Raw genomic sequence first — 19,886 nt, 5'->3', positions numbered from 1 at the left:
GACTAAATCATATGTTATTTTTATTTACATCTATAATATTTACAGCAAGATTTCCGTCTACCACCACAACTTCTCCATAAGCAATTACCTTTCCGTTTACGTGGAGTTCTATAGGTTGACCAGCCACTTGATTAAGCTCAAGCAGCGTTCCTTTGCCAAAATTCATAACTTCTTTAATGGTACGTTCCGCATTTCCTAATACTACTTGTATATTTAATGGAACATCAAATATAGAATTTGTGTTTTTGGATACAAAATTTGTCTCATTGAAAGATTTAAACTCCACCTTTTGCATTTTATCATTGAAGGGTTCAGTTTCTGAAACAGAACTGTATATATTACTTTCTGTTTTTTCTTTTGTAACTACGTCCTCTTTGATATTTGCTTGATCTTTAATCTTTTCAACCGCATCCTGCTTACTTTCAATGACAATGTCACTTGATTTAGCAACTTCATTATGTTCTTCTGCAGGTTCACTCCCCATCATGATAGACTCTATTTTTTTCACTGTTTCTATAGATAATACCTGCATAATAATACTGTCGATTAAATCTTCTATCTGGAGTCTAAATGCAACTTGAATAATTGCCTCTTCTTCCCCAATATTGTCAGACATATTAGCAGTTGTAGAATCCCAAACCTTTGACTTTGGAGGAGAAATGTCCACCTTTCTTGAAAACATTGTAGCCATGGATGTGGCCGCAGAACCCATCATCTGATTCATAGCTTCTGAAACTGCACTTTCCTCTATTTCTGATAAAGTTTGACAAGATGTTTCTCCAGTGCCGCCCATCATTAGATTTGCAATGACTGCTGCATCGGTAACCTTCATACAAAAAATATTCTTCCCTGCAATTCCCGTTACATATTTTATTTCTACTGCTATATTCGGGATTTCAAAACTTTCTCTCATCTTTTTTAAAGTTGTCACTGAAATCACTGGCGTAGTTATACTCACTCTTTTTCCAATCATGTCAGAGAGTGCTGTAGCGGCAGAACCCATTGAAATATTGCCCACCTCTCCAATAATATCATTTTCCATGTCTGTCAAGACAACGAGTTCTTTCTCTATATCTGTCAATGCAATAAGTTCTTTCTGATCATCTGTATTAATTGTTGTGTCGATAACTTCTGCCTCAGGAGACGCCTTTTTTCTCCCACGTTTCGATTTTTTTGGTTTTGCTTCTTCATTCAAGCTGCTTTCCAATAAAGCATTGATTTCTTCCTGCGAAATTGCATCACTCATTTTTACACATCCTTATCTAAACAATTTTCTATTTTTACAGCTTTACGGTTATCCAGTATACCAGCTTCACCATCAAAGCAATGTTTTCCTTCAACTAATATAGCTACTTTATTCTTATATGGTTTATGAGTATTTAAAATCATTCCCTTTTGTAAATCCATAAGTTCTCCTAAAGATAAATTTATATCTCCCAATACTGCCTTTATATTTACTTTAGCATTTTCTAAGAAAAAGCTTGTCTCCACTTTGGTAAATGTAGGTATTATTTCTAACTTTCCTGAGTATTTCTCCATACTTGAATAAGGAATACATATATTAAAGAAACCGGTGAACTCATTCAAAGTAGCAGAAAACGATAGCATTGCTACAGGTTCATCCTCAAAAAGTACTTTAATATTAGCAGGATCAGTTTCCACATTTTCTACTTCAGAATTAACAGCTAAAGCATTACCCCAAGGTTTTTCAAGATTCTTGATAAACATTTCAGTTATTTTTATTAAAGTATTTTTATCACTTTCTAAGTTCAAAAGCAGATCCTGTTTCTGCCCTCCATCTTCATCTGAACACACATTAGAAATTTTCGAAACAAAATCTAGACTTGTCTCAAATAACAAATATCCCTCTAAAGGATTCAATTTAAATACAGTTATAACAGCAGGACAGGGAATTGAATGTCTGAATTCTTCATATCTTATTTCTTGTATAGACTCTAAATATACCTTTACTTGTATATTTTCAAACAAACTAAGCGACAAAACCTTTGCATATTCTTTATGTATGTACTCTAATATTTGTAAATCTTTCTCAGGAAATTTCAACTGTTCCTCTAACAAGACAGATGGAGTGCTTTTCATCTCCTCAGAAGGTTTGTCACTAACCTCCTCAGTTGCTTCTCCCATCAACATTGCAGCAAGTAAAGCATCTATTTCACTTTGAGATAAAAGATCTGACATTGCTAACCTCCTCATTTCCGTCTTTATAAATCATCCTTTATTCCACCTAAGGCAAATTTATGACCTTTATCATTTATTTTAGAGGCTATATGGCTTATTACTTCAGTCCCCATTTTATAACTAACCTTATTCGCCAGATTTAATATTTGTATACTTTTTTATAAATTGCTGGCCAATATCTTATTTTAGACTATGTCTCATATATAGCTATTTTAATTATAGCAATTAAATACAACAACTTCAACAACATGCCATAATCATAATTATAGTATGCATATTATATTACTCTAAACATAACTTTAAAATTTGCTAAAAGAAAAATATTGCTAGAAATCAAAATTTCCAGCAATATTATAGTAAATCCATACTCACTTATATAATAATTTATTATATCCATCAAACATGCTATTATTAACAACTGGTACAATATTTATACCCAATGCCTGATATCCACGAATACTTTTTATTGATTCATTTATTAATTTAACACCTTTTATATCTTCCAAAAATGTATCAAAAAATATTCTAATTCCTTCAACCTTTACAAATTTAAAAACATTTTGATTATCTAATCTTATACTTTCTACTACCTTAATAATGTCAGCCTGCCTCCATGCACAATTCACTAAAATCATTTTAACTACTCTCCTCTAATTGATAACTATTGTGTATTTAAATTTATAATTAAACTATATTTTTGTAGCTAATAAATTAACTTGAAAAACAGTTTATTAAAAAACCTACAAAAATCCAACTTTTAGATTTTGTAGGTTTTCTAATGAAAACAAAGACATATAAGTCTAAAATTTTCTCAAAATAATCTTATATATATTGTTTATTAATTACTTAAATCTTCTCCATTAGTACCAATAACCTTCTTATACCAATAGAAAGAATCTTTACGATAACGATTTAGTGTCTTCATATCAAATTCATCTCTATCTACATAGATAAATCCGTAACGTTTAACAACACCTTCATGAGTTGAAACTAAATCAATTGCAGACCATGGGCAATATCCCATCATATCTACTCCATCTGTAATCGATAAACGAAGTTGTTCAATATGTTTTCTTAAGTATTCAATACGATATGGATCATGGATAGAACCATCTTCTTCTAATTTATCATAAGCTCCCAAGCCATTTTCAGTTACTATTAATGGCAATCTATATCTTGAATATATTTCTCTAGCAGTAGCTCTAAAACCATCTGGATCTATTTCCCATCCAAATTGAGTAGTTTGTAAATTAGGATTTTTTAAACTTTTACATACTCCAACTTCATCCATACCACGTTGTTGATCTTTTTTACCAGCAACATCGCCTTCCATATTATATTCTTCTACTGTAGCTGTGCTGTAGTAATTGAATCCAATAAAATCTGGTTTTCCTGAAGCAAGAATTTCCATATCGCCTTCTTGAATTTCTGGAACAGCATCAATTTCTTCTAAAAATGACCATACTAAATTATTATACTTTCCATACACAGCCATATCTAAGTATAACCAGTTACGAATTGCATTTAAATTTTGAGCTGCTAAATTATCTTCTGGTTTACAGCTTGCTGGATAAACTAAAGCGATATTTGGCGCTGGACCAATTTTAGCATCTGGAATCATTTTATGACATAACGCCATGGCTTTTGCTTGAGCAACTAACATATGATGATTTTGTTGATAAAGTTCTTTTCTTACATTTGTACATCCCTCCGGTATCATTGTAGTACCGATAACATCACCCATTAAGGTTAATACATTTTGTTCATTAATAGTTAACCAATATTTAACCCTGTCACCAAAGTTTTCATACATAACCTTTGCAAAATTTACAAACCAATCAATTGATTCTCTTTTAGACCATCCACCACGTTTATCAAGTGCTGCTGGCATATCGAAATGAAACATTGTAACTAAAGGAATAATATTGTATTTTAAACATTCATCAATTAAATTATTATAATATTCTATTCCTTGTGGATTTACTGCCCCTGTTCCTTCTGGAATTAATCTTGACCATGAAATAGAAAAACGATAAACCTTAAAGCCCATTTCAGCCATTAACGCAATATCTTCTTTATATCGATGATATTGATCTGCACAAACATCTAATTCTGAAGTTCCTTCTGGTACTTTTTTTATATCCTGACAAGATGGACCTTTGCCATCAATTAAGTTAGCACCTTCAACTTGATAAGCCGATGTTGAAGCTCCCCATAAAAAATCCTTTGGAAAACCTTTTAAATTTTTGTGAAACATATAAAAACCTCCATTTATATTTTATTTTTAGTTTACAAAATCTATTTAATTTAACTATCTATTAACTTAGTTAAGTGTAATTCCATTCCTTATTCTTAATATATCATAATTAATTTTATATTTGTGTAATTTAGCTTATTTAGTGACACGTGCTTATTATTAGAAATTTGTTTTTTTATAATACACCCTGTTTTTTATTTCCAATAAGATTTTATACTGCTCAATCTAGCATAATATTATATTTACTCTGCGAATTATTTAAGAGAGTTTCTTTGTGCAAAAAAATAGGATAGACTACACTAAGTCTATCCTATACAATAACTTCAACTATTGCTTTTTCTTCTATAATATATTCTTTATTTATATACACTTTGTTTTTATTAAAAGTTTTACCTTTAAACTTATCCTCTTTACTGTTAGTATTTCTTAATTTTTCTTAATTCGATGTTTAGAGTATAGAAGAATGTATACATGAATTTTTATTTATCAATAAATTCATATGCTACCATAGCCTTATATAAGCCATCATCAAAAATATTTTCCGTCACATAAGACGCAATATTCTTCAATTCTTCTACAGCATTGCCCATTGCAATTCCTGTATTTACTGTCTTAAGCATTGTAATATCATTATGCCCATCACCAAATGCAATAGTATCTTCTATTGGTATATTTAAAGCTTTAACGACATATTTAATACCATCACTTTTATCAAAATCTTTAAATGATACATCTGCAGACATATGTGGACCATGAGGGTTGAATATTAAACCATTCTGAAAATAACTTTTACATTCATCTAACTGTATTTTATCTTTATAAAAAATATCTATTGTATTTGCAGATACATCTTCTATTTTCCATATAGTAATTAAATAGTCAGTTTCGTTAAATTGAGAATTATAGTGTTCTATTTCTTCTGATTTCATTTTATAGGAATATCCATTATATGGTCCAGCAAAACTACTTCTTATTCCAAGTTCATCAAAAGACTTTATTAATTCCTTAAGAGTATTAATATCAATGGTTTTATTAAATATACATTCTCCCTTATAAACTATATGTGTACCATTTGCTGATATATAACCATCAAACATATTCTCTCCAAATATTTGATATATAAATCTCATAGGTCTGCCTGTACATATAAATGCCAAATTCCCATTTTCTCTAAACTTTTTTAATGCTAGCTGTGTGCTTTCAGGGATTTTATGTTCCTTCCCATCAAACCCATATAAAGTGCCATCAATATCAAAAAATGCAATTTTACTCATAACATCCTCCTTGTCCACTTAATTCCTCTTATTAATAACTCTACTACATTATATAATTTCGTCAATACCCTGTAGCTTAATAACAGATATTATTAATATCAATATCTCCTATATTCCCAGAAAATCAAAAAATAATAATCCCATAGTTCTATCAAATTAGTTGTTTGATAAATCTATGAGATTATAACTTTATTCACAAATTATTTTAATAGATACTTTCTTAATCCATCTATCATCATTTTATGTGCATCTTTACTTTCTGGTGATTCAAAATCTGCAATTGTAAAACCATGCCTTACTCCATAAAATCTTTTTGCAGTAGTTTCAACTCCTGCTTTTACCAACTTTTGAGCATAATCTTCTGCTTCATCTCTAAGAGAATCTATTTCACAAGTTATAACTATTGCTGGAGGTAAATTTTTAAGTTCATCATTTGTTGCAAACACTGGTGAACAATATGGATTTTTAGCATCCTCTTCATCTCTATAGCATTTATCAAACATTGCTGCTATTTCAGGAGGAATTGCACCTTCAGTATAGAATTTTTCTGTTGGTGATGTTGCTACATCAAGAGGCGGATAATCAAGTATTTGACATTTAAATGAAAACTCATTTTTGTCCTTTGCCATCATACATACTACTGTTGAAATATTAGCTCCAGCACTATGTCCACCAATTGCCATTCTATTAGGATCAGTTCCAAATTCATCACAATGTGCACTTACATAGCTTACAACATCATAGACATCCTTTTTATCTTTTGGACATTTATATTCAGGCGCAAGACTGTAATCAATGGAAATAACCGTTATATCTAATTCATTTCTAACTTCATCACAAAACTTATCATCATCTTCAGGTAGTCCTGTTACAAATCCTCCACCATGAATATCAAAAAATACTGGTGCCATTGTTTTTTTATTTTTAGCTTTATAGATAAGCACTCGGACTTTTCCATCTGCTGTTGGTATAAAAGTTTCTTCTCCTATAACCTTTAATTTTGCTATTCTCTCTGATCCTTCTCTTCTCATGTTCTTCACTATTTCAAATATTTTATCATCATCCATAAGTTAATCTTCCGCCTTCCATAGTGTTCTAATGTAAAATCAATTTAATTTTATATATTTCTATCTTGTATAAAAAATTGTTATGTCAAACTTTCTAATCTTAGATTATATAGATGCCCACTACTAAAGTTTTACTTATGCTTGGTATTATATTCAACATTTACTATACTTAGGAGCATATCCAAACAGAGAAATTGGATACATATTTGTAACCACAAGGGTCATAATATGAAGTAGGCATTGAAAATAAGCTGCTGAAGCTTCTTAATGGAAGGTTGTTCCATTATAGTTTGTCCAAAAAGTGAGAATCGAAATTTTATATTTCGTTCTTCGAACTTTCTCTGTGAGCTTTTACATTTGGAGCAAACTATAATGGGTGCAACCTCCCATTTAGAATGCTTCCAGCGAAATTTTCACAGTCCTACGGAATAAAATTTCGGCGGATGTATGCATAAGTATGAGTTCCACTGTGGTTATCTATATATGATTTGCAACTTCATAAGCATCCCAAATTGCATACATAATATTTGAAACCTTACGTGCATCTCCTAAAAGATGAATTTCAGGAATTTCAAATTCTAATTCTTTATATAATGAATCTTCTTCTGTATATCCAACTGAAAGTATTACTGAATCACATTCAAGCTTTTCTAATCCACTTTCTGTTTCCATTTCTAAAATTCCATCTTTATATGCTTTAACTTTAGAATTTACCTTAACCTTAATTTTATTAAATGGAATTAATCTTTCAAGCATCTCACTATTTGCAGAACATAAAGGTCCATTTATTGCAAGAATTTTATTCAATGCTTCGACTATAGTTACTTCTTTGCCTTTTTTAGCAAGGTCAAGAGCCAATTCACATCCAACTAAACCTCCACCAACTACAACAGTCTTATTTCCTACATCTTTCTTTCCTAATAAAATATCAATTGCTGTAAATACTTTATCATCATCTCCAAGTGAAAAGATCTTTGGATTAGATCCTGTAGCTATTATTACACTGTCAACCTTAGATTCTAGTATTTGTTCTTTTGTTACTTTACTATTTAAATTTACTTCAACTTTTAAGTCTTCTAATGTATGAGCATACCAGTCAGCTAAAGCAATATCATCTTCCTTAAAATCTGGTGCTCCACCTGGAATAAGATTTCCACCTAATCTATTAGACTTTTCATAAATTACTGGCGCATGACCTCTAAGTACTAAAACTCTTGCAGCTTCACAGCCGGCTACACCACCACCAACTATTAGAACTTTTTTCTTTTTTAATATAGGTGTAAGTGCCATGTCTTTTTCTCTACATGCTTGAGGATTTACAGCACAGTTAAGCATTGAATAATGTTGAATACGTCCCATGCATCCTTCTTGACATGATATACAAGGTCTAATTGATTTACAATTATTTGCCCTTAATTTATTTACATAATCAGGATCTGCAAGTAATGGTCTACCAAGACTTATTATATCGCAAGTTCCATTTTCAATAGCTTCAAGAGCCATATCTGGATCATCCATTCTTCCTGCACATATAATAGGTACATCTACAGTTTCTTTCATTAATTTAGCGTACGGTCTATATAATCCTTTTTCTTGATACATTGGAGGGTGACTCCACCACCATGAATCATAAGATCCAACATCTGTATCTAATGAATCATATCCATATGATACAAGTAATTTAGCTGTTTCTATTCCTTCGTCAAGATCTCTTCCCTTTTCAACAAATTCTTCACCTGGAAGTGCTCCATCTCTCAAATCTTTAATAAAACTCTTTGGTGAATATCTAACCGTTACTGGGAAGTCTTCTCCACATCTATTTTTAATTTCTTCAACTATTTCACGTGCAAAACGAAGTCTATTTTCTAAACTTCCACCATATTCATCAGTTCTGTGATTAAATAATGAAATAGCAAATTGATCTATAAGATATCCTTCATGAACAGCATGAATTTGAACTCCGTCAAAGCCAGCTCTCTTTGCATTAAAAGCTCCATCTCCAAATTTTTTAACTATAGATTTAATTTCATCAATTTTAAGTTCACGACAAGTTTTATCAAGCCATCTATGTTGAATTGGTGATGGTGCTACTGGAGGAAATTCTCCAAGGTTAGTAGGTATAGTAACTCTACCAAAGCCACCTGACATTTGTAAAAATACTTTTGCGTTATATGCATGTATTCTTTCAGTCATTTCCCTTCCTGTTCTAACAAATTGAACTGGATTATGTGTAGGACATGGAACATTTGGCATACCGTGTTCTTCAACTTCATTATCTACAAACGTTACACCTGTAATAATTAAACCTGTTCCACCTTTTGCTCTTTCAGTATAATAGTCAATTCCTCTTTGATTAAATCCACCTTCACTATCAGCTAGTCCAAGTGGTCCCATTGGTGCTAGTGAAAAACGATTTTTTATTTCGCATTTCCCTATTTTTATTGGTTCAAATAACTTTTTATACTTGTTCATAAACATCCTCCTAAATTTGCATGATATGTAATACTAAAAGTCTTAAATTTTGTATATTTTATAATTGTTATGCAAAAAAATTCACATACATATATTATATTCTCCAAATTCTAATCATGTCAATATAGACATGTTGTTTTTTTCATATTTTGCTTTACTTTATTCTTAGTCATGATAAAATGATAGTATATAAAAATGAGGTGCTAACATATGAGAACTTTAAAATATGCAATCTTAGGATTGATTAATAGAAATCCATTAACAGGTTATGATATAACAAAAGAATTTAATAGTGGCTTAGTTGAATTTTGGTATGCTAAACATAGCCAAATTTATCCTGAATTAAAAAAATTAACTGATGAAGATTTAATTTCATATGAAACAGTTATTCAAGGTGAAAAATTAGAAAAAAAATTATATACTATAACTGAAAAGGGAACGAAATGTTTTCAAAAATGGCTTGCCAAAGAGGATCCTTTAGAGCCAACTCCCAAGGATATTTTTAGACTTAAAGCTTATTTTTGTGATGAAATGGATACTAACACTTTATTAAGACAATTTGAAAATGCACTCAGCAAACATTCTGAAAAATTAGAGTATCTAGAAAATCACATGGCTGAACTTTTAACGAGTGATGATATATCTACAGTGTCTTCTCCTAGATTCGGAGATTACATTATTTTAAATGGTGCTATTATGAGAGAAAAGACTTACATAGAATGGATTGAGGACTGTATAAAAAAAATATCCCAATAAAAACATAATAACATTTCTATACGCCTATTTTTTGTATTGTAATTAAAATAGGCGCATACTTGTATTCAACATTTTTACTTTTCTTAGCAACTAAATATCCTGTTGCTGAACAAAAGTAAAATAAAAAAAACGGATTAAATACAAATATAAAATTTATGTTTGCATCTAATCCAAATAATTAATTTTAGTATAAGTACATATACTTTTATTGCAGATTATCCTTTAAAGATTCTTCTCTACTCAATCTGCTAAAATTAAATTACGAATTATAATTTAATTTTATAGCTATTTCTTTTATTTCACCTTTAGAATTTTTTCTAATTACAAAATTCTTTATATCTTTAAAATCATTTTCTAGTTGATAATTTAATTCTGTAATAGTAGCTTTTACTTTTTTAGTTATTCCACTATCTTCAACTACTACAAATCTTGTCTTTCTGCAAGTTGTTTCATTCTTCTCATCATCAATAATTACATAGTATTCTGGTGCTTCTTCTATTACTGAATATTCTTTGTTTAAAGTTAGTGCTGTACAAAGATTATTATCGATACATTTTATTCTCATTATAAATTTCCTCCCTATTGTGCATTTCAGTATTTTATAGAAAACTTTCTATTTTTTCTACGTTAATGCAACTTTCTATATCTATTATATAATACTTTATATAAAAAGATGTCAGGAAAATACGAATTGATTAATTTAATGGATATTTTTTAATTAATCTGACATTTGTGCATTTGTAATAGTTTAACATTCATAATTTATCAATTATTTTTAGTGTTGCATATGCTTTCTCCTGTCCATTAACCATTAGGTTAATTCGGTGTTCCCCATGATAATGGCGTCGAACTGTTAAGTCTGCAAAACTGTGTGTCTTGGTTCCACTAATATGTGTTCCTCCTGCTACAGTTTTATCTGACAGTAGGAACAGTTTACGTGAGACATTTCCTCTTGCCTTCACAAAATCAATTCCATATTCAATACGAATATGTACCGATTCACCCTTTGGAATATTCAGTTCATATCGAAGTTCACAGCTTTCGCCAATCTTTATTTCAGAGGGCCCCACGAAAATTGAAGCTTCTGTAATCTGCAATTCTTTGTCTTCAAAGTTTGCATAACCGAACAATTTCATAACCTCTGGATTAGCATCTCGAATTAAAGTACGACATCCCTTTCTCAAAATCCAATCAGTGTGAGAATTTATATTGATCCATCTTTTAGCTATATCAATTACAGCATCAGGATTATCCTTTGCAATGTCATTTAAGTTGTTAGCAACACTTTTTCTCACATAAAGCGAGTGGTCGCTCTTCAACTTTTCTAGTATGCTAAGCACCTTTGATGGATCTTTCTTAAATATTTGGAGTGCCATTCCCCAAGGTAGTCGTGGACGGCAGCCTTCACTAGCTAAGCGTCTTACATGTTCATTTGTATGATCTGCCCAAATCATCATGCGGTTCATAACACGATCTGGGTCTCTCACTATAAAAGGTCTTATGGCAAATTCCGAAGATGATCTTTGAGTAAACCGTTTTATTGCCTTCATTGAAAGTTCCCAGTGTTCTTCTTCTTGACCATATACCTCTACAAAATCAGGAAAAAATAGGTATGGAAAACCGACACAACTTTCATCAATTGAAAATAACACCTTCAACGCATCTTCATAGCACATCGGAAGATGCTGTCCTAAATTTTCTGTAATTCGTCGCATCCTAGCTTTCAATGGAAGGTCATCCCAATCATCGGTAATAATATCATCTATAAAATTCTCCAGATTAAAATTGCAGTATATGTTATGAACCTTCTCCCCAAATTCACGTAAAAACCTTTCATTGTACATGTCTTTTAACTGTGCACGCATAAATTAATTACACTTCCTTTCTCTTTAGATGCTATTGTTTTTTATTTACTAAAATATTAACAATTTTAAATAGCCTGTTTATCTTTATATAAATACTTACAACGCATGTTTGCCCCACTCATTTATAATCGCCAATGCCGGCATCAAATCATGACAGCTATCTGTTAAAGAATATTCTACATGAGGTGGAATTTTATTGTATTGCACTCTTTTTACAAGACCATGTTCTTCTAAAGACTGTAAAGAGCGAGTTAGCATAATATTAGTGATTCCAGGTATACTTCTTTTAAGTTCATTATATCTAATGCCTTTTTCAGTGGATAGTTTCCATATGATAGGTATCCTCCACTTACCTCCAATAATTTCAAGAGCACGAGTAACAGGACATTCTTCATGACAAATATGCGATTTTTCTTTTAATTCGTCTTCCATAAATAATACCTCCAAAAGTAAGGCACAAAAATGTGCGTACTTGATATTTTGTTCCTAAATAAAATATACTACTAATATATCAAATAAGATTGTAAACGTAAATTAATAATCAAATAGGAGTGTGGAATTTTTGAAAAAATTATTTTCAGAATTTAATATTAAAAATGTAAAAATGAAGAACCGTATTTGTATTCCTCCAATGGTAGTTGGATTTCGCCCTGATGGGTATGTAGCACCTGAAAATGTTGAACGTTATAAGAAATTAGCTCAAGGCGGAGCAGGACTAATAATTCAAGAAGCTACCTGTATAAATATTGATGGAAGATTATCAGAAAAGCAACTTGGAATATGGAAAGATAATCAAATTGAAGGACTAAAGAGCATAGTTAATGCAGTTCATGAAGAAGGCTGCCCAATATTTGTTCAAATTCATCATGCAGGAGTTGTTGGAGTATCAGAAAATCCACTATGTCCAAGTGCTTATGAATATAAAACTCCTACTAAAACTGTTGTTGGACATGAAATGACTATAGAGGATATAAAATCTATACAAAATGATTATATTGAAGCTGCAAGAAGAGCTTATGAAGCAGGATATGATGGTATTGAACTCCATGGATGCCATGGCTATTTAATATGTCAATTTTTTAATAAGAGAGTAAATAAGAGAACTGATGAATATGGTAACAATCCCGAAAAATTTGTAATAGAAATACTAGAAGGTATTAGAGGCGTAACACCAGAAGAATTTGTTGTTGGAATCCGTTTAGGAGGATTTGAACCAACAATAGAAGATGGATTACATTACGCTAAAGTATTAGAAAAAAATGGAGTAGATTTCCTTGACATTTCTTATGGATTTGGTAGTGAACAAGAAATGAATGTACCTGAAGGATATAAATACTCTAATGCTGTTTATGCAGCTGAAAAAATTAAGGAAGAAGTTTCAATTCCAGTATTTGCAGTTAACGGAATTTATTCTGTTGAAACTGCAGAAGAAATATTAAAAGAAAGAGATGTAGACATGGTGGACATTGGTAAGGGAGCTCTTATAAATCCTAACTGGGCCAATGATGCTAAAGAAGGTAAGGATACTGGAAAATGCTTAAGTTGTTCAAAATGTATGTGGTTTGGTCAATCTAAGGTTTGTCCAGGAAAAGTTATGTTTGATAAAGCTAATGGACAAAAGTAATATAAAAGGAATCACATTCTTATCATAACTCTGCCTCTGGATATTGATTCCTGTTTTTTTAACAACAACTCAGCTCTGCAAACACATCATAGTTTGCGAAGCTGAGTTTCTTTTATTCAAAATTCATAAATTAATTTATTTAAAACATATATTTCTTATTCTTCAAGAATTCTTTGCCATACTATTTAATACTATTGATAATAAAAATCCCATTCCAGCAATTATAGCTACAATAAAAATAGTAGTATTAACATTAAAATAATTTGTAATTGTTCCTCCAATAGAAGGCATAAGTAATGCAGATAATCCAGAATAAATACTGAGGGCTAATAATAAACCTGTAGATTTTAATTTCCCACTTGAAAATTCAAATATTAACATTCGACTAGCAAGCATCATCATTGGGCCAGTGATAAATTGAAAACCAGAAAGAAGAATCATTGCATCTATACTATTACTCATTCCAAAAAGTATAAATTGTAACATAATTGCAAAAGCAGAAATGCAAAGCAATTTATAAGGTCCAAATTTTCTTAAGAAAAAACTTCCATAAATATAAACTGGTATTTCAACTAACCCTGAAATTGTCCATTTATATCCGATTTGTGCATTAGTTGCACCTAATTCTAGCATCTTATCAATTATTGTTGTTGAATTAGAATTATTAGCACAATAAATAAAAAATAATATAACTATTACTACTATGTATTTTTTATTGCTTAACAATTCTTTTATATCTGTAGCTGTAATCTTTTCACTTTTCTTTTGAGTGGATTTTGAACCTTCTGAAACTAAAAACATTACTCCTAACATGATAATTGTTAAAAGGACAATAGTTAACCCTAACCCCTTATAACCAAACATATTTAACAGTTTTGCAATAACTATACTTGATACTGCCCAACCTATAGATCCAAATGCACGTATAAAACTAAATTGACTTCTTGCCTTTTCTCCAAATGTGAATAACCAATTATCAAAATATCCAAAATTAAGATTAGCTAGTCCAGCACTCATAGCAATTAAAATCATATGTAAAATAAACATTTTTGTTTCCAAACTATAAAATAAATATGTAAATATAGCAAAAGCTACTACTGCAATAATACACAATTTCTTTACTGTCTTATATTTATCTGATAAAATTCCAAATATTAATTGAAATGCAATTGTTGTGATTGCATATGATGAAATTAAAATTCCCCTTTCCATAGGATTATACCCAATGCTTGATAAGTACGGAACATATTGAGTATACCCTAGTGCTATAATTCCATATGCCAGAAAGTATATTATACAAAACTTCATCATTAATCTTTTATCTTCCATTGTTAATCTCCTTAAAATCATTTAACTACATATAAAGATCTATTAATATATTTTCTTTAAATTACAGTTATGCTATATTAACATATCATATTTTGTAGAAATTAAAATGATTTTAGTGATTTTAGTAACATATACTTCTCTTTAGTTATATGTTTTTTGAAAAAACAACTTGTTTTTTAATGCCAAATGGCAGGTTGTTCCATTTTCTGCTTGTCCCATAGTATTGGGATTGTGTAGAAATTGGTGCAACCTGCCATTTATAAATTTTCAAGCGAGATTTTTTTCTTTTATATACCTAATTTGAAAATTCTTGTGTTCCCATAAATTTATTATTTCCTTGAACAACTCCTATACCAACCTTAGTATATGAAGAGTTCATCATATTTGCTCTATGACCTGGTGAATTCCACCATTGGGTAAACAATTCAACTGCGTCATAATTGTTATATGCTATATTTTCCCCAGCTGTAGTATATGTGTATCCTACTGCTTTTAACCAATCTGAATATTTAGTTCCTTGTGGAGTTACATGGTCAAAGTAGTTATATTGAATCATATGGTCACTCTTATATCTTGCGACTTGTACTAAAGTGTTATCTATAGTTAGTGGCTTTAAACCAGCTTCTACTCTTTTTGCGTTCATTAATTCAAGAATTTTATCTTCAACACTAGCTTGTACATTTATTGAATAAGTTGTTGGCAATTGAGGTAACCCCTGTACATCTACTGAAGTTGCATTTGTAGAAGTAGTACTTCCTGTACTTGCAGTAGTTCCTGAATTAGATGTATTTCCTGTATTATTTGTATTTCCTACATTAGTATCAGTTCCTGTACTAGTTGCGTTTCCTGTACTTGTAGTTGCTGTTGTTCCTGTGCTCGTATTACTTTCTGTAGTTGTATTCGTAGTAGTTCCTGTATTTGTTGTCCCTTGATTATTATTTGGCTCACTTACTGTAGAATTTTGATTATTATCTTTTGTTACATTATTATTTGAGTCAAATACTTTATCACTTGTTGGAACTTTAGTTCCTGTAACTTGTCCATCTACAGAACACTTATATGTTTTATTATTTACTGTAACCTTTCCAGTTTCCAATGCACCAGCTTTGTTTAGGCAATAAGTTTTACCATTAACTTTAATTACTCCTGTTTGCATTGCTCCTGTATTATCGCAGAAATACCATCTGCCATTATCATTAATCCAACCAGTCTTTAAATTACCTATTGTATTATTGTAGTACCAAGTTCCATTATCGTAAACCCAACCTGCTTCTAATGTTTTATTTATAATTGAATTATAAAAATTATTAGATGTTGCATCATTAGTTGCTGCAGATACTCCTAATGTTGATAAAGTACTAATAGATGTAGCCGCAATAACTGCTAGTACCATCTTTCTTATAAATGCTTTCTTCATTAGTTTTTCTCCTTCATGTGTTTTATTTGGTTTCTTGCTTTCATTTGTTTTTTCTGTTTAGCAAGTCCATGTCTCTATACTAACATGTTTTCGACATTATTCAACACAGATTTCCTTGAAGTAATTGCACTAAAAGATATTAACTACGATATGTTCCTTTATGCTCTTGTTTCTTTCGTTATGCACTATGATATCCTTTAAACCCTTGCAGTACAAAGGATACCCCCCTATATTTATTTTTATATACACTTTATAAAAGCTTGTTAATTTGAATTCCCGGTGTATTTCTAGGTATTAATTCAAACTAATTAAAAAAATAATCAATTTTATCAGCCAGCTTTTTCACGTAATAATTATAGTTGTATTAAACTTATATTCATATATGTTGTAATTTACAGTGTACAATTTACAATTGTGGATGAAATTCTCACAGAATTTCTTAAATTTGAAATGAAGAATTATTTTTGAAACATATATATATTTGTAATTTTATCAGCTTTTTGATTAATGGTCTCTATTCACTATAATTCAATAACTGCTTCAGAAATGCGGTATTCCGTAGCACCTCTCCTTAATGTTCTCTTATACATGTTTTTCATTTCTTACCTTAGTTTATGCTCCTTATTTTTTAACTCTATAGACTAAGAATATTCCATAACAAACAAGTATCAATGCTATAAAAATCTTAATATCAAATATATTTTCACCCAAAAATATTGATGATAATAATGTTCCAAATACAGGTACTAAAAAATTGAATACCGATATTATTCCTACTTTATTATATTTTAATAATTGAGTCCATGTTACAAAGGCTACAGAAGATAATAATGCCATGTATATTAAAAGTGCTGTAGATGTTATTGTGAATCCTTTTAAACTTCCACCTAAAAGCCACCCTAAAATTCTTAATATAGCTCCGCCTATAAATAATTGAAGTCCTGTAACTAGTGATGGTTCTTGAGTTTGTGTTATTCTTTTACCATATATTGAAGATGCTGCAAATATAATTGCTGCAATCATTACTAGCCCTTCTCCTTTAAAAGTAAAAGAAGTTCCCCCTAATGATTGTCCATTTAAATTGATAATTATTACACCTAAAAATCCTATTACGCATCCTATTATCTTGTTAAAATTAAGTTTATCATTTTTATAAATAAAATGAGCTAATATAATACTTACAAAGGTTCCAGTTCCATTTATTATTGAACCTCTTACTCCTGTGGTATATGACATTCCTATATAAAAAAATATGTATTGAAGAGCGGTTTGTGTTGATCCTAATAATGTTATTTGTGCAAATTGCTTTTTAGAAAAAATAAATGCTTTTTTCTTAATAATTATCTCTAATAAAAGCACCAAAATCCCTGCAAGTGCAAACCTGTATCCTGCAAAAACCAATTTAGAACCTACATCATTTACATTGAATAGAGAATATCCTATTTTTATTGATGGATAAGCACTCCCCCATAAAATGCAACATAAGGTTGCTAAAAGTACAATATTTTTTCTGTTAGTATAAAATTTAGTTTTATCCATGTTGTAGTTTTCTCTCCTGTCCATTATTCGAAGTTAATTTATTTTTGCAGTTTTTCTAATTTCATCTAATACATTCATTACACGAATTGACTCATTTAAAGATAAATTCTCACTTTGTAGTTTTAACTCTTTTAAACAATCATGTACTTCCTTGATTTCTGCATACATATCATCAAATTCTAATTCTTTTTCAATTTTATAAGATTCTTCATTATTTAAATTAACAATAACCTTATGAGGTCTATTATATATTGGTATTTCTATACACCCCTTTGTCCCTTTAATAATAGCAGTTCTTTCCTTATTTCTATCAATAGCACCTTCAATTGTTCCTATTACACCATTTTCAAAAGTTAATATTGCTTTAAAATAGGAATCCACTCCTGCTTCATTTATTTCCATGTGTGATTTAACTTGATCTACTTCAGAATCAATCATATCCATAACAAATGACAAAGGATAAACTCCAACATCTAATAAAGCTCCCCCTTGTTTTTTATCCAATAAATAAGATCCTTGTTTAATATCTGTTACATTATTACAAAAATTAGCTTCAATATTTGTAATTTCACCAATCTCATTATTTTTTAATATCTCTTTAATAGTATGAATTAGTGGAATAAATCTAGTTTTCATTGCCTCCATAAAGAATGTCTTATTTAAGTAAGCTTCTTTTTTTATTTCTTTCATTTCCTCTGCATTTAAGCCTACAGGTTTTTCACATAAAACAGCCTTCTTATGTCTTAGCGCTTCAATTGACCAATATTTATGTAACCCATGAGGCAATGCAATATAAACAGCATCTATTTCCTCATCATTTAATAATTCATAATAATCTTCATAAACTTTATCGCAATTATACTGTTCATAAAAAGAATCACGTTTGTCCTTTGTTTTTGAAGCAATAGCATATAATTTTCCTTCTTTTGTATAAGATAAACTCTTTGCAAAACGCATAGCTATATTTCCAAGCCCAATAATTCCCCATTTAATCATTGCATTTATCTCCTTCTTATAAAATAAATATTCAAGTGATTTACCTTATAATTAATTTTATTGTGTTAACTATATTATATTTTAATTTATATTTATAACAAGACTTTCATCTAGTGAATATAAAAAAAGTCTTAAGAATAAACAAATATATTTATTCTTAAGACTTTTACTGAAATTATTTCACCAATTATACTTGTGCTGATCTTTATCAATATCCTTCATAGTTAAAGATATTCTTTTTCCCCTTCCTAATTTTTATTTTTCTAATTCATTTGTCCTTTCTAATGCCCTTTTTACACTAGACATAACAATTCCATGAAAACCAGACTCGCTTAATACATGCAATCCTGCAATTCCGATACCAGCTGGTGAAGTCATTCTATCTGTAATTTCATATGGATGTTTTCCTGTTTTTTGAAGAGTTAGTGCAGAAGCAATCAAATTTTCCAATGCAATCGCTACTGAATCTTTACGAGAAAGTCCAGATTGTACTCCCGAATCCACTAATGCTGCAATAAAATACATAATATATGCAGGACCTGCACAGCTATATGCAGTAAATCCATTAATGATATTTTCATCAATGAACATTGTCTTTCCTAATCCACTTAAAAGTATTTCAATAATTTCTTTATCACTATCTTCAACTTTTTCATTTATACTTATGGCACTATAGCCATGTTTTACCTCAATCATAGTATTTGGCATAACACGAACAAATTTATGCTGACTTCCAAATATATTTTCTAACTTTTCTATTTTAATCCCTGCACATATAGAAATGATAATAGTAGATTCAGACAAATTATTTTTTATATCTTGTACAGCTTTCTCTATTTTTTGTGGAAGCACTGCAATTAAAACAATATCTGCACCTTCAACAGCAGACAGAGTATCCTCTGCATCTTTAATTCCATATGTGTCTTTAAGATATTTTCTTCTATCACTCAATATATCAAAAACTGTAATATTTTTAGGATCAAAGATTTTATTAGATAAAATTCCACCAATTATACCCTCTGCCATATTTCCTCCACCAATAAATGTAATTTTTTTATTTAACATATATAATTCCTCCTAGTTTTATTTTA

General features: G+C 30.1%; 17 protein-coding genes. 2 read left to right on the top strand and 15 right to left on the bottom strand.

What is annotated here, in order from left to right:
* Window positions 1-7: 7 nt before the first annotated feature.
* From fliY to psyc5s11_RS03365, 7 genes are all read right to left on the bottom strand, one after another.
* Window positions 8-1,246, bottom strand: coding sequence for a flagellar motor switch phosphatase FliY (fliY, locus tag psyc5s11_RS03395; RefSeq protein ID WP_224036234.1), 1,239 nt, complete (start codon window positions 1,244-1,246; stop codon window positions 8-10).
* A 2-nt stretch (window positions 1,247-1,248) separates the two neighbouring features.
* Window positions 1,249-2,199: a flagellar motor switch protein FliM gene (locus psyc5s11_RS03390; protein WP_224036233.1), complete on the bottom strand. Its 951-nt coding sequence runs from the start codon at window positions 2,197-2,199 to the stop codon at window positions 1,249-1,251.
* A 368-nt stretch (window positions 2,200-2,567) separates the two neighbouring features.
* Entirely contained in the window at window positions 2,568-2,834 is a 267-nt protein-coding gene (locus tag psyc5s11_RS03385) for a hypothetical protein (RefSeq protein ID WP_224036232.1), read from the bottom strand.
* Window positions 2,835-3,037: 203 nt separating this feature from the next.
* Window positions 3,038-4,456: a glycoside hydrolase family 1 protein gene (locus tag psyc5s11_RS03380; protein ID WP_224036231.1), complete on the bottom strand. Its 1,419-nt coding sequence runs from the start codon at window positions 4,454-4,456 to the stop codon at window positions 3,038-3,040.
* Window positions 4,457-4,935: 479 nt separating this feature from the next.
* Window positions 4,936-5,730 (bottom strand): HAD family hydrolase, encoded by a 795-nt coding sequence (locus tag psyc5s11_RS03375; protein ID WP_224036230.1) that lies wholly within the window; start codon window positions 5,728-5,730, stop codon window positions 4,936-4,938.
* A 200-nt stretch (window positions 5,731-5,930) separates the two neighbouring features.
* Complete coding sequence (locus psyc5s11_RS03370; RefSeq protein WP_224036229.1) at window positions 5,931-6,797, bottom strand: alpha/beta hydrolase; 867 nt, start codon at window positions 6,795-6,797, stop codon at window positions 5,931-5,933.
* Between the two features lie 477 nt (window positions 6,798-7,274).
* Window positions 7,275-9,269 (bottom strand): oxidoreductase, encoded by a 1,995-nt coding sequence (locus psyc5s11_RS03365; RefSeq protein ID WP_224036228.1) that lies wholly within the window; start codon window positions 9,267-9,269, stop codon window positions 7,275-7,277.
* A gap of 210 nt (window positions 9,270-9,479) precedes the next feature.
* Between psyc5s11_RS03365 and psyc5s11_RS03360 the strand changes: the two genes are divergently transcribed.
* Complete coding sequence (locus psyc5s11_RS03360; protein WP_224036227.1) at window positions 9,480-10,025, top strand: PadR family transcriptional regulator; 546 nt, start codon at window positions 9,480-9,482, stop codon at window positions 10,023-10,025.
* A gap of 259 nt (window positions 10,026-10,284) precedes the next feature.
* Here psyc5s11_RS03360 and psyc5s11_RS03355 read toward each other — a convergent pair whose 3' ends face one another.
* The 3 genes from psyc5s11_RS03355 to psyc5s11_RS03345 form a co-directional block, all read right to left on the bottom strand.
* Window positions 10,285-10,590, bottom strand: a complete 306-nt coding sequence (locus psyc5s11_RS03355; RefSeq protein ID WP_224036226.1) for a hypothetical protein — start codon at window positions 10,588-10,590, stop codon at window positions 10,285-10,287.
* Window positions 10,591-10,780: 190 nt separating this feature from the next.
* Entirely contained in the window at window positions 10,781-11,890 is a 1,110-nt protein-coding gene (locus psyc5s11_RS03350) for a DNA alkylation repair protein (RefSeq protein WP_224036225.1), read from the bottom strand.
* 96 nt (window positions 11,891-11,986) lie between these two features.
* On the bottom strand, window positions 11,987-12,322 hold the full coding sequence (locus tag psyc5s11_RS03345) for a winged helix-turn-helix transcriptional regulator (RefSeq protein WP_224036224.1): 336 nt from the start codon (window positions 12,320-12,322) through the stop codon (window positions 11,987-11,989).
* Window positions 12,323-12,452: 130 nt separating this feature from the next.
* Between psyc5s11_RS03345 and psyc5s11_RS03340 the strand changes: the two genes are divergently transcribed.
* Window positions 12,453-13,514 carry an oxidoreductase gene (locus tag psyc5s11_RS03340; protein ID WP_224036223.1) on the top strand — a complete coding sequence of 354 codons (1,062 nt, stop codon included), beginning with the start codon at window positions 12,453-12,455 and terminating at the stop codon, window positions 13,512-13,514.
* Window positions 13,515-13,676: 162 nt separating this feature from the next.
* On the opposite strand, the gene psyc5s11_RS03335 is transcribed toward psyc5s11_RS03340, so the two are convergent.
* From psyc5s11_RS03335 to proC, 5 genes are all read right to left on the bottom strand, one after another.
* The gene (locus tag psyc5s11_RS03335) at window positions 13,677-14,843 is read right to left on the bottom strand and encodes an MFS transporter (protein ID WP_224036222.1); all 1,167 of its coding nucleotides are present in this window, start codon (window positions 14,841-14,843) and stop codon (window positions 13,677-13,679) included.
* 295 nt (window positions 14,844-15,138) lie between these two features.
* Complete coding sequence (locus psyc5s11_RS03330) at window positions 15,139-16,260, bottom strand: CAP domain-containing protein (protein WP_224036221.1); 1,122 nt, start codon at window positions 16,258-16,260, stop codon at window positions 15,139-15,141.
* 621 nt (window positions 16,261-16,881) lie between these two features.
* Window positions 16,882-17,799: a DMT family transporter gene (locus psyc5s11_RS03325; protein ID WP_224036220.1), complete on the bottom strand. Its 918-nt coding sequence runs from the start codon at window positions 17,797-17,799 to the stop codon at window positions 16,882-16,884.
* 33 nt (window positions 17,800-17,832) lie between these two features.
* Window positions 17,833-18,795 (bottom strand): Gfo/Idh/MocA family protein, encoded by a 963-nt coding sequence (locus tag psyc5s11_RS03320; RefSeq protein WP_224036219.1) that lies wholly within the window; start codon window positions 18,793-18,795, stop codon window positions 17,833-17,835.
* 255 nt (window positions 18,796-19,050) lie between these two features.
* Window positions 19,051-19,860: a pyrroline-5-carboxylate reductase gene (proC, locus tag psyc5s11_RS03315; RefSeq protein ID WP_224036218.1), complete on the bottom strand. Its 810-nt coding sequence runs from the start codon at window positions 19,858-19,860 to the stop codon at window positions 19,051-19,053.
* Window positions 19,861-19,886: the final 26 nt, after the last annotated feature.

Origin of the sequence: Clostridium gelidum, assembly GCF_019977655.1 — a bacterium.
Taxonomy (GTDB): Bacteria; Bacillota; Clostridia; order Clostridiales; family Clostridiaceae; genus Clostridium; species Clostridium gelidum.
This window is presented reverse-complemented; position numbering and strand designations above follow the sequence as displayed.

Excerpts from the sequence above, each read along its gene's own strand:
- psyc5s11_RS03320 (WP_224036219.1), bottom strand. The coding sequence starts at position 18,795 with ATGATTAAATGGGGAATTATTGGGCTTGGAAATATAGCTATGCGTTTT.
- psyc5s11_RS03370 (WP_224036229.1), bottom strand. The coding sequence starts at position 6,797 with ATGGATGATGATAAAATATTTGAAATAGTGAAGAACATGAGAAGAGAA.
- proC (WP_224036218.1), bottom strand. The coding sequence starts at position 19,860 with ATGTTAAATAAAAAAATTACATTTATTGGTGGAGGAAATATGGCAGAG.
- psyc5s11_RS03375 (WP_224036230.1), bottom strand. The coding sequence starts at position 5,730 with ATGAGTAAAATTGCATTTTTTGATATTGATGGCACTTTATATGGGTTT.
- psyc5s11_RS03330 (WP_224036221.1), bottom strand. The coding sequence starts at position 16,260 with ATGAAGAAAGCATTTATAAGAAAGATGGTACTAGCAGTTATTGCGGCT.
- psyc5s11_RS03390 (WP_224036233.1), bottom strand. The coding sequence starts at position 2,199 with ATGTCAGATCTTTTATCTCAAAGTGAAATAGATGCTTTACTTGCTGCA.
- psyc5s11_RS03380 (WP_224036231.1), bottom strand. The coding sequence starts at position 4,456 with ATGTTTCACAAAAATTTAAAAGGTTTTCCAAAGGATTTTTTATGGGGA.
- psyc5s11_RS03350 (WP_224036225.1), bottom strand. The coding sequence starts at position 11,890 with ATGCGTGCACAGTTAAAAGACATGTACAATGAAAGGTTTTTACGTGAA.
- psyc5s11_RS03335 (WP_224036222.1), bottom strand. The coding sequence starts at position 14,843 with ATGGAAGATAAAAGATTAATGATGAAGTTTTGTATAATATACTTTCTG.
- psyc5s11_RS03385 (WP_224036232.1), bottom strand. The coding sequence starts at position 2,834 with ATGATTTTAGTGAATTGTGCATGGAGGCAGGCTGACATTATTAAGGTA.
- psyc5s11_RS03365 (WP_224036228.1), bottom strand. The coding sequence starts at position 9,269 with ATGAACAAGTATAAAAAGTTATTTGAACCAATAAAAATAGGGAAATGC.
- psyc5s11_RS03345 (WP_224036224.1), bottom strand. The coding sequence starts at position 12,322 with ATGGAAGACGAATTAAAAGAAAAATCGCATATTTGTCATGAAGAATGT.
- fliY (WP_224036234.1), bottom strand. The coding sequence starts at position 1,246 with ATGAGTGATGCAATTTCGCAGGAAGAAATCAATGCTTTATTGGAAAGC.
- psyc5s11_RS03355 (WP_224036226.1), bottom strand. The coding sequence starts at position 10,590 with ATGAGAATAAAATGTATCGATAATAATCTTTGTACAGCACTAACTTTA.
- psyc5s11_RS03325 (WP_224036220.1), bottom strand. The coding sequence starts at position 17,799 with ATGGATAAAACTAAATTTTATACTAACAGAAAAAATATTGTACTTTTA.
- psyc5s11_RS03360 (WP_224036227.1), top strand. The coding sequence starts at position 9,480 with ATGAGAACTTTAAAATATGCAATCTTAGGATTGATTAATAGAAATCCA.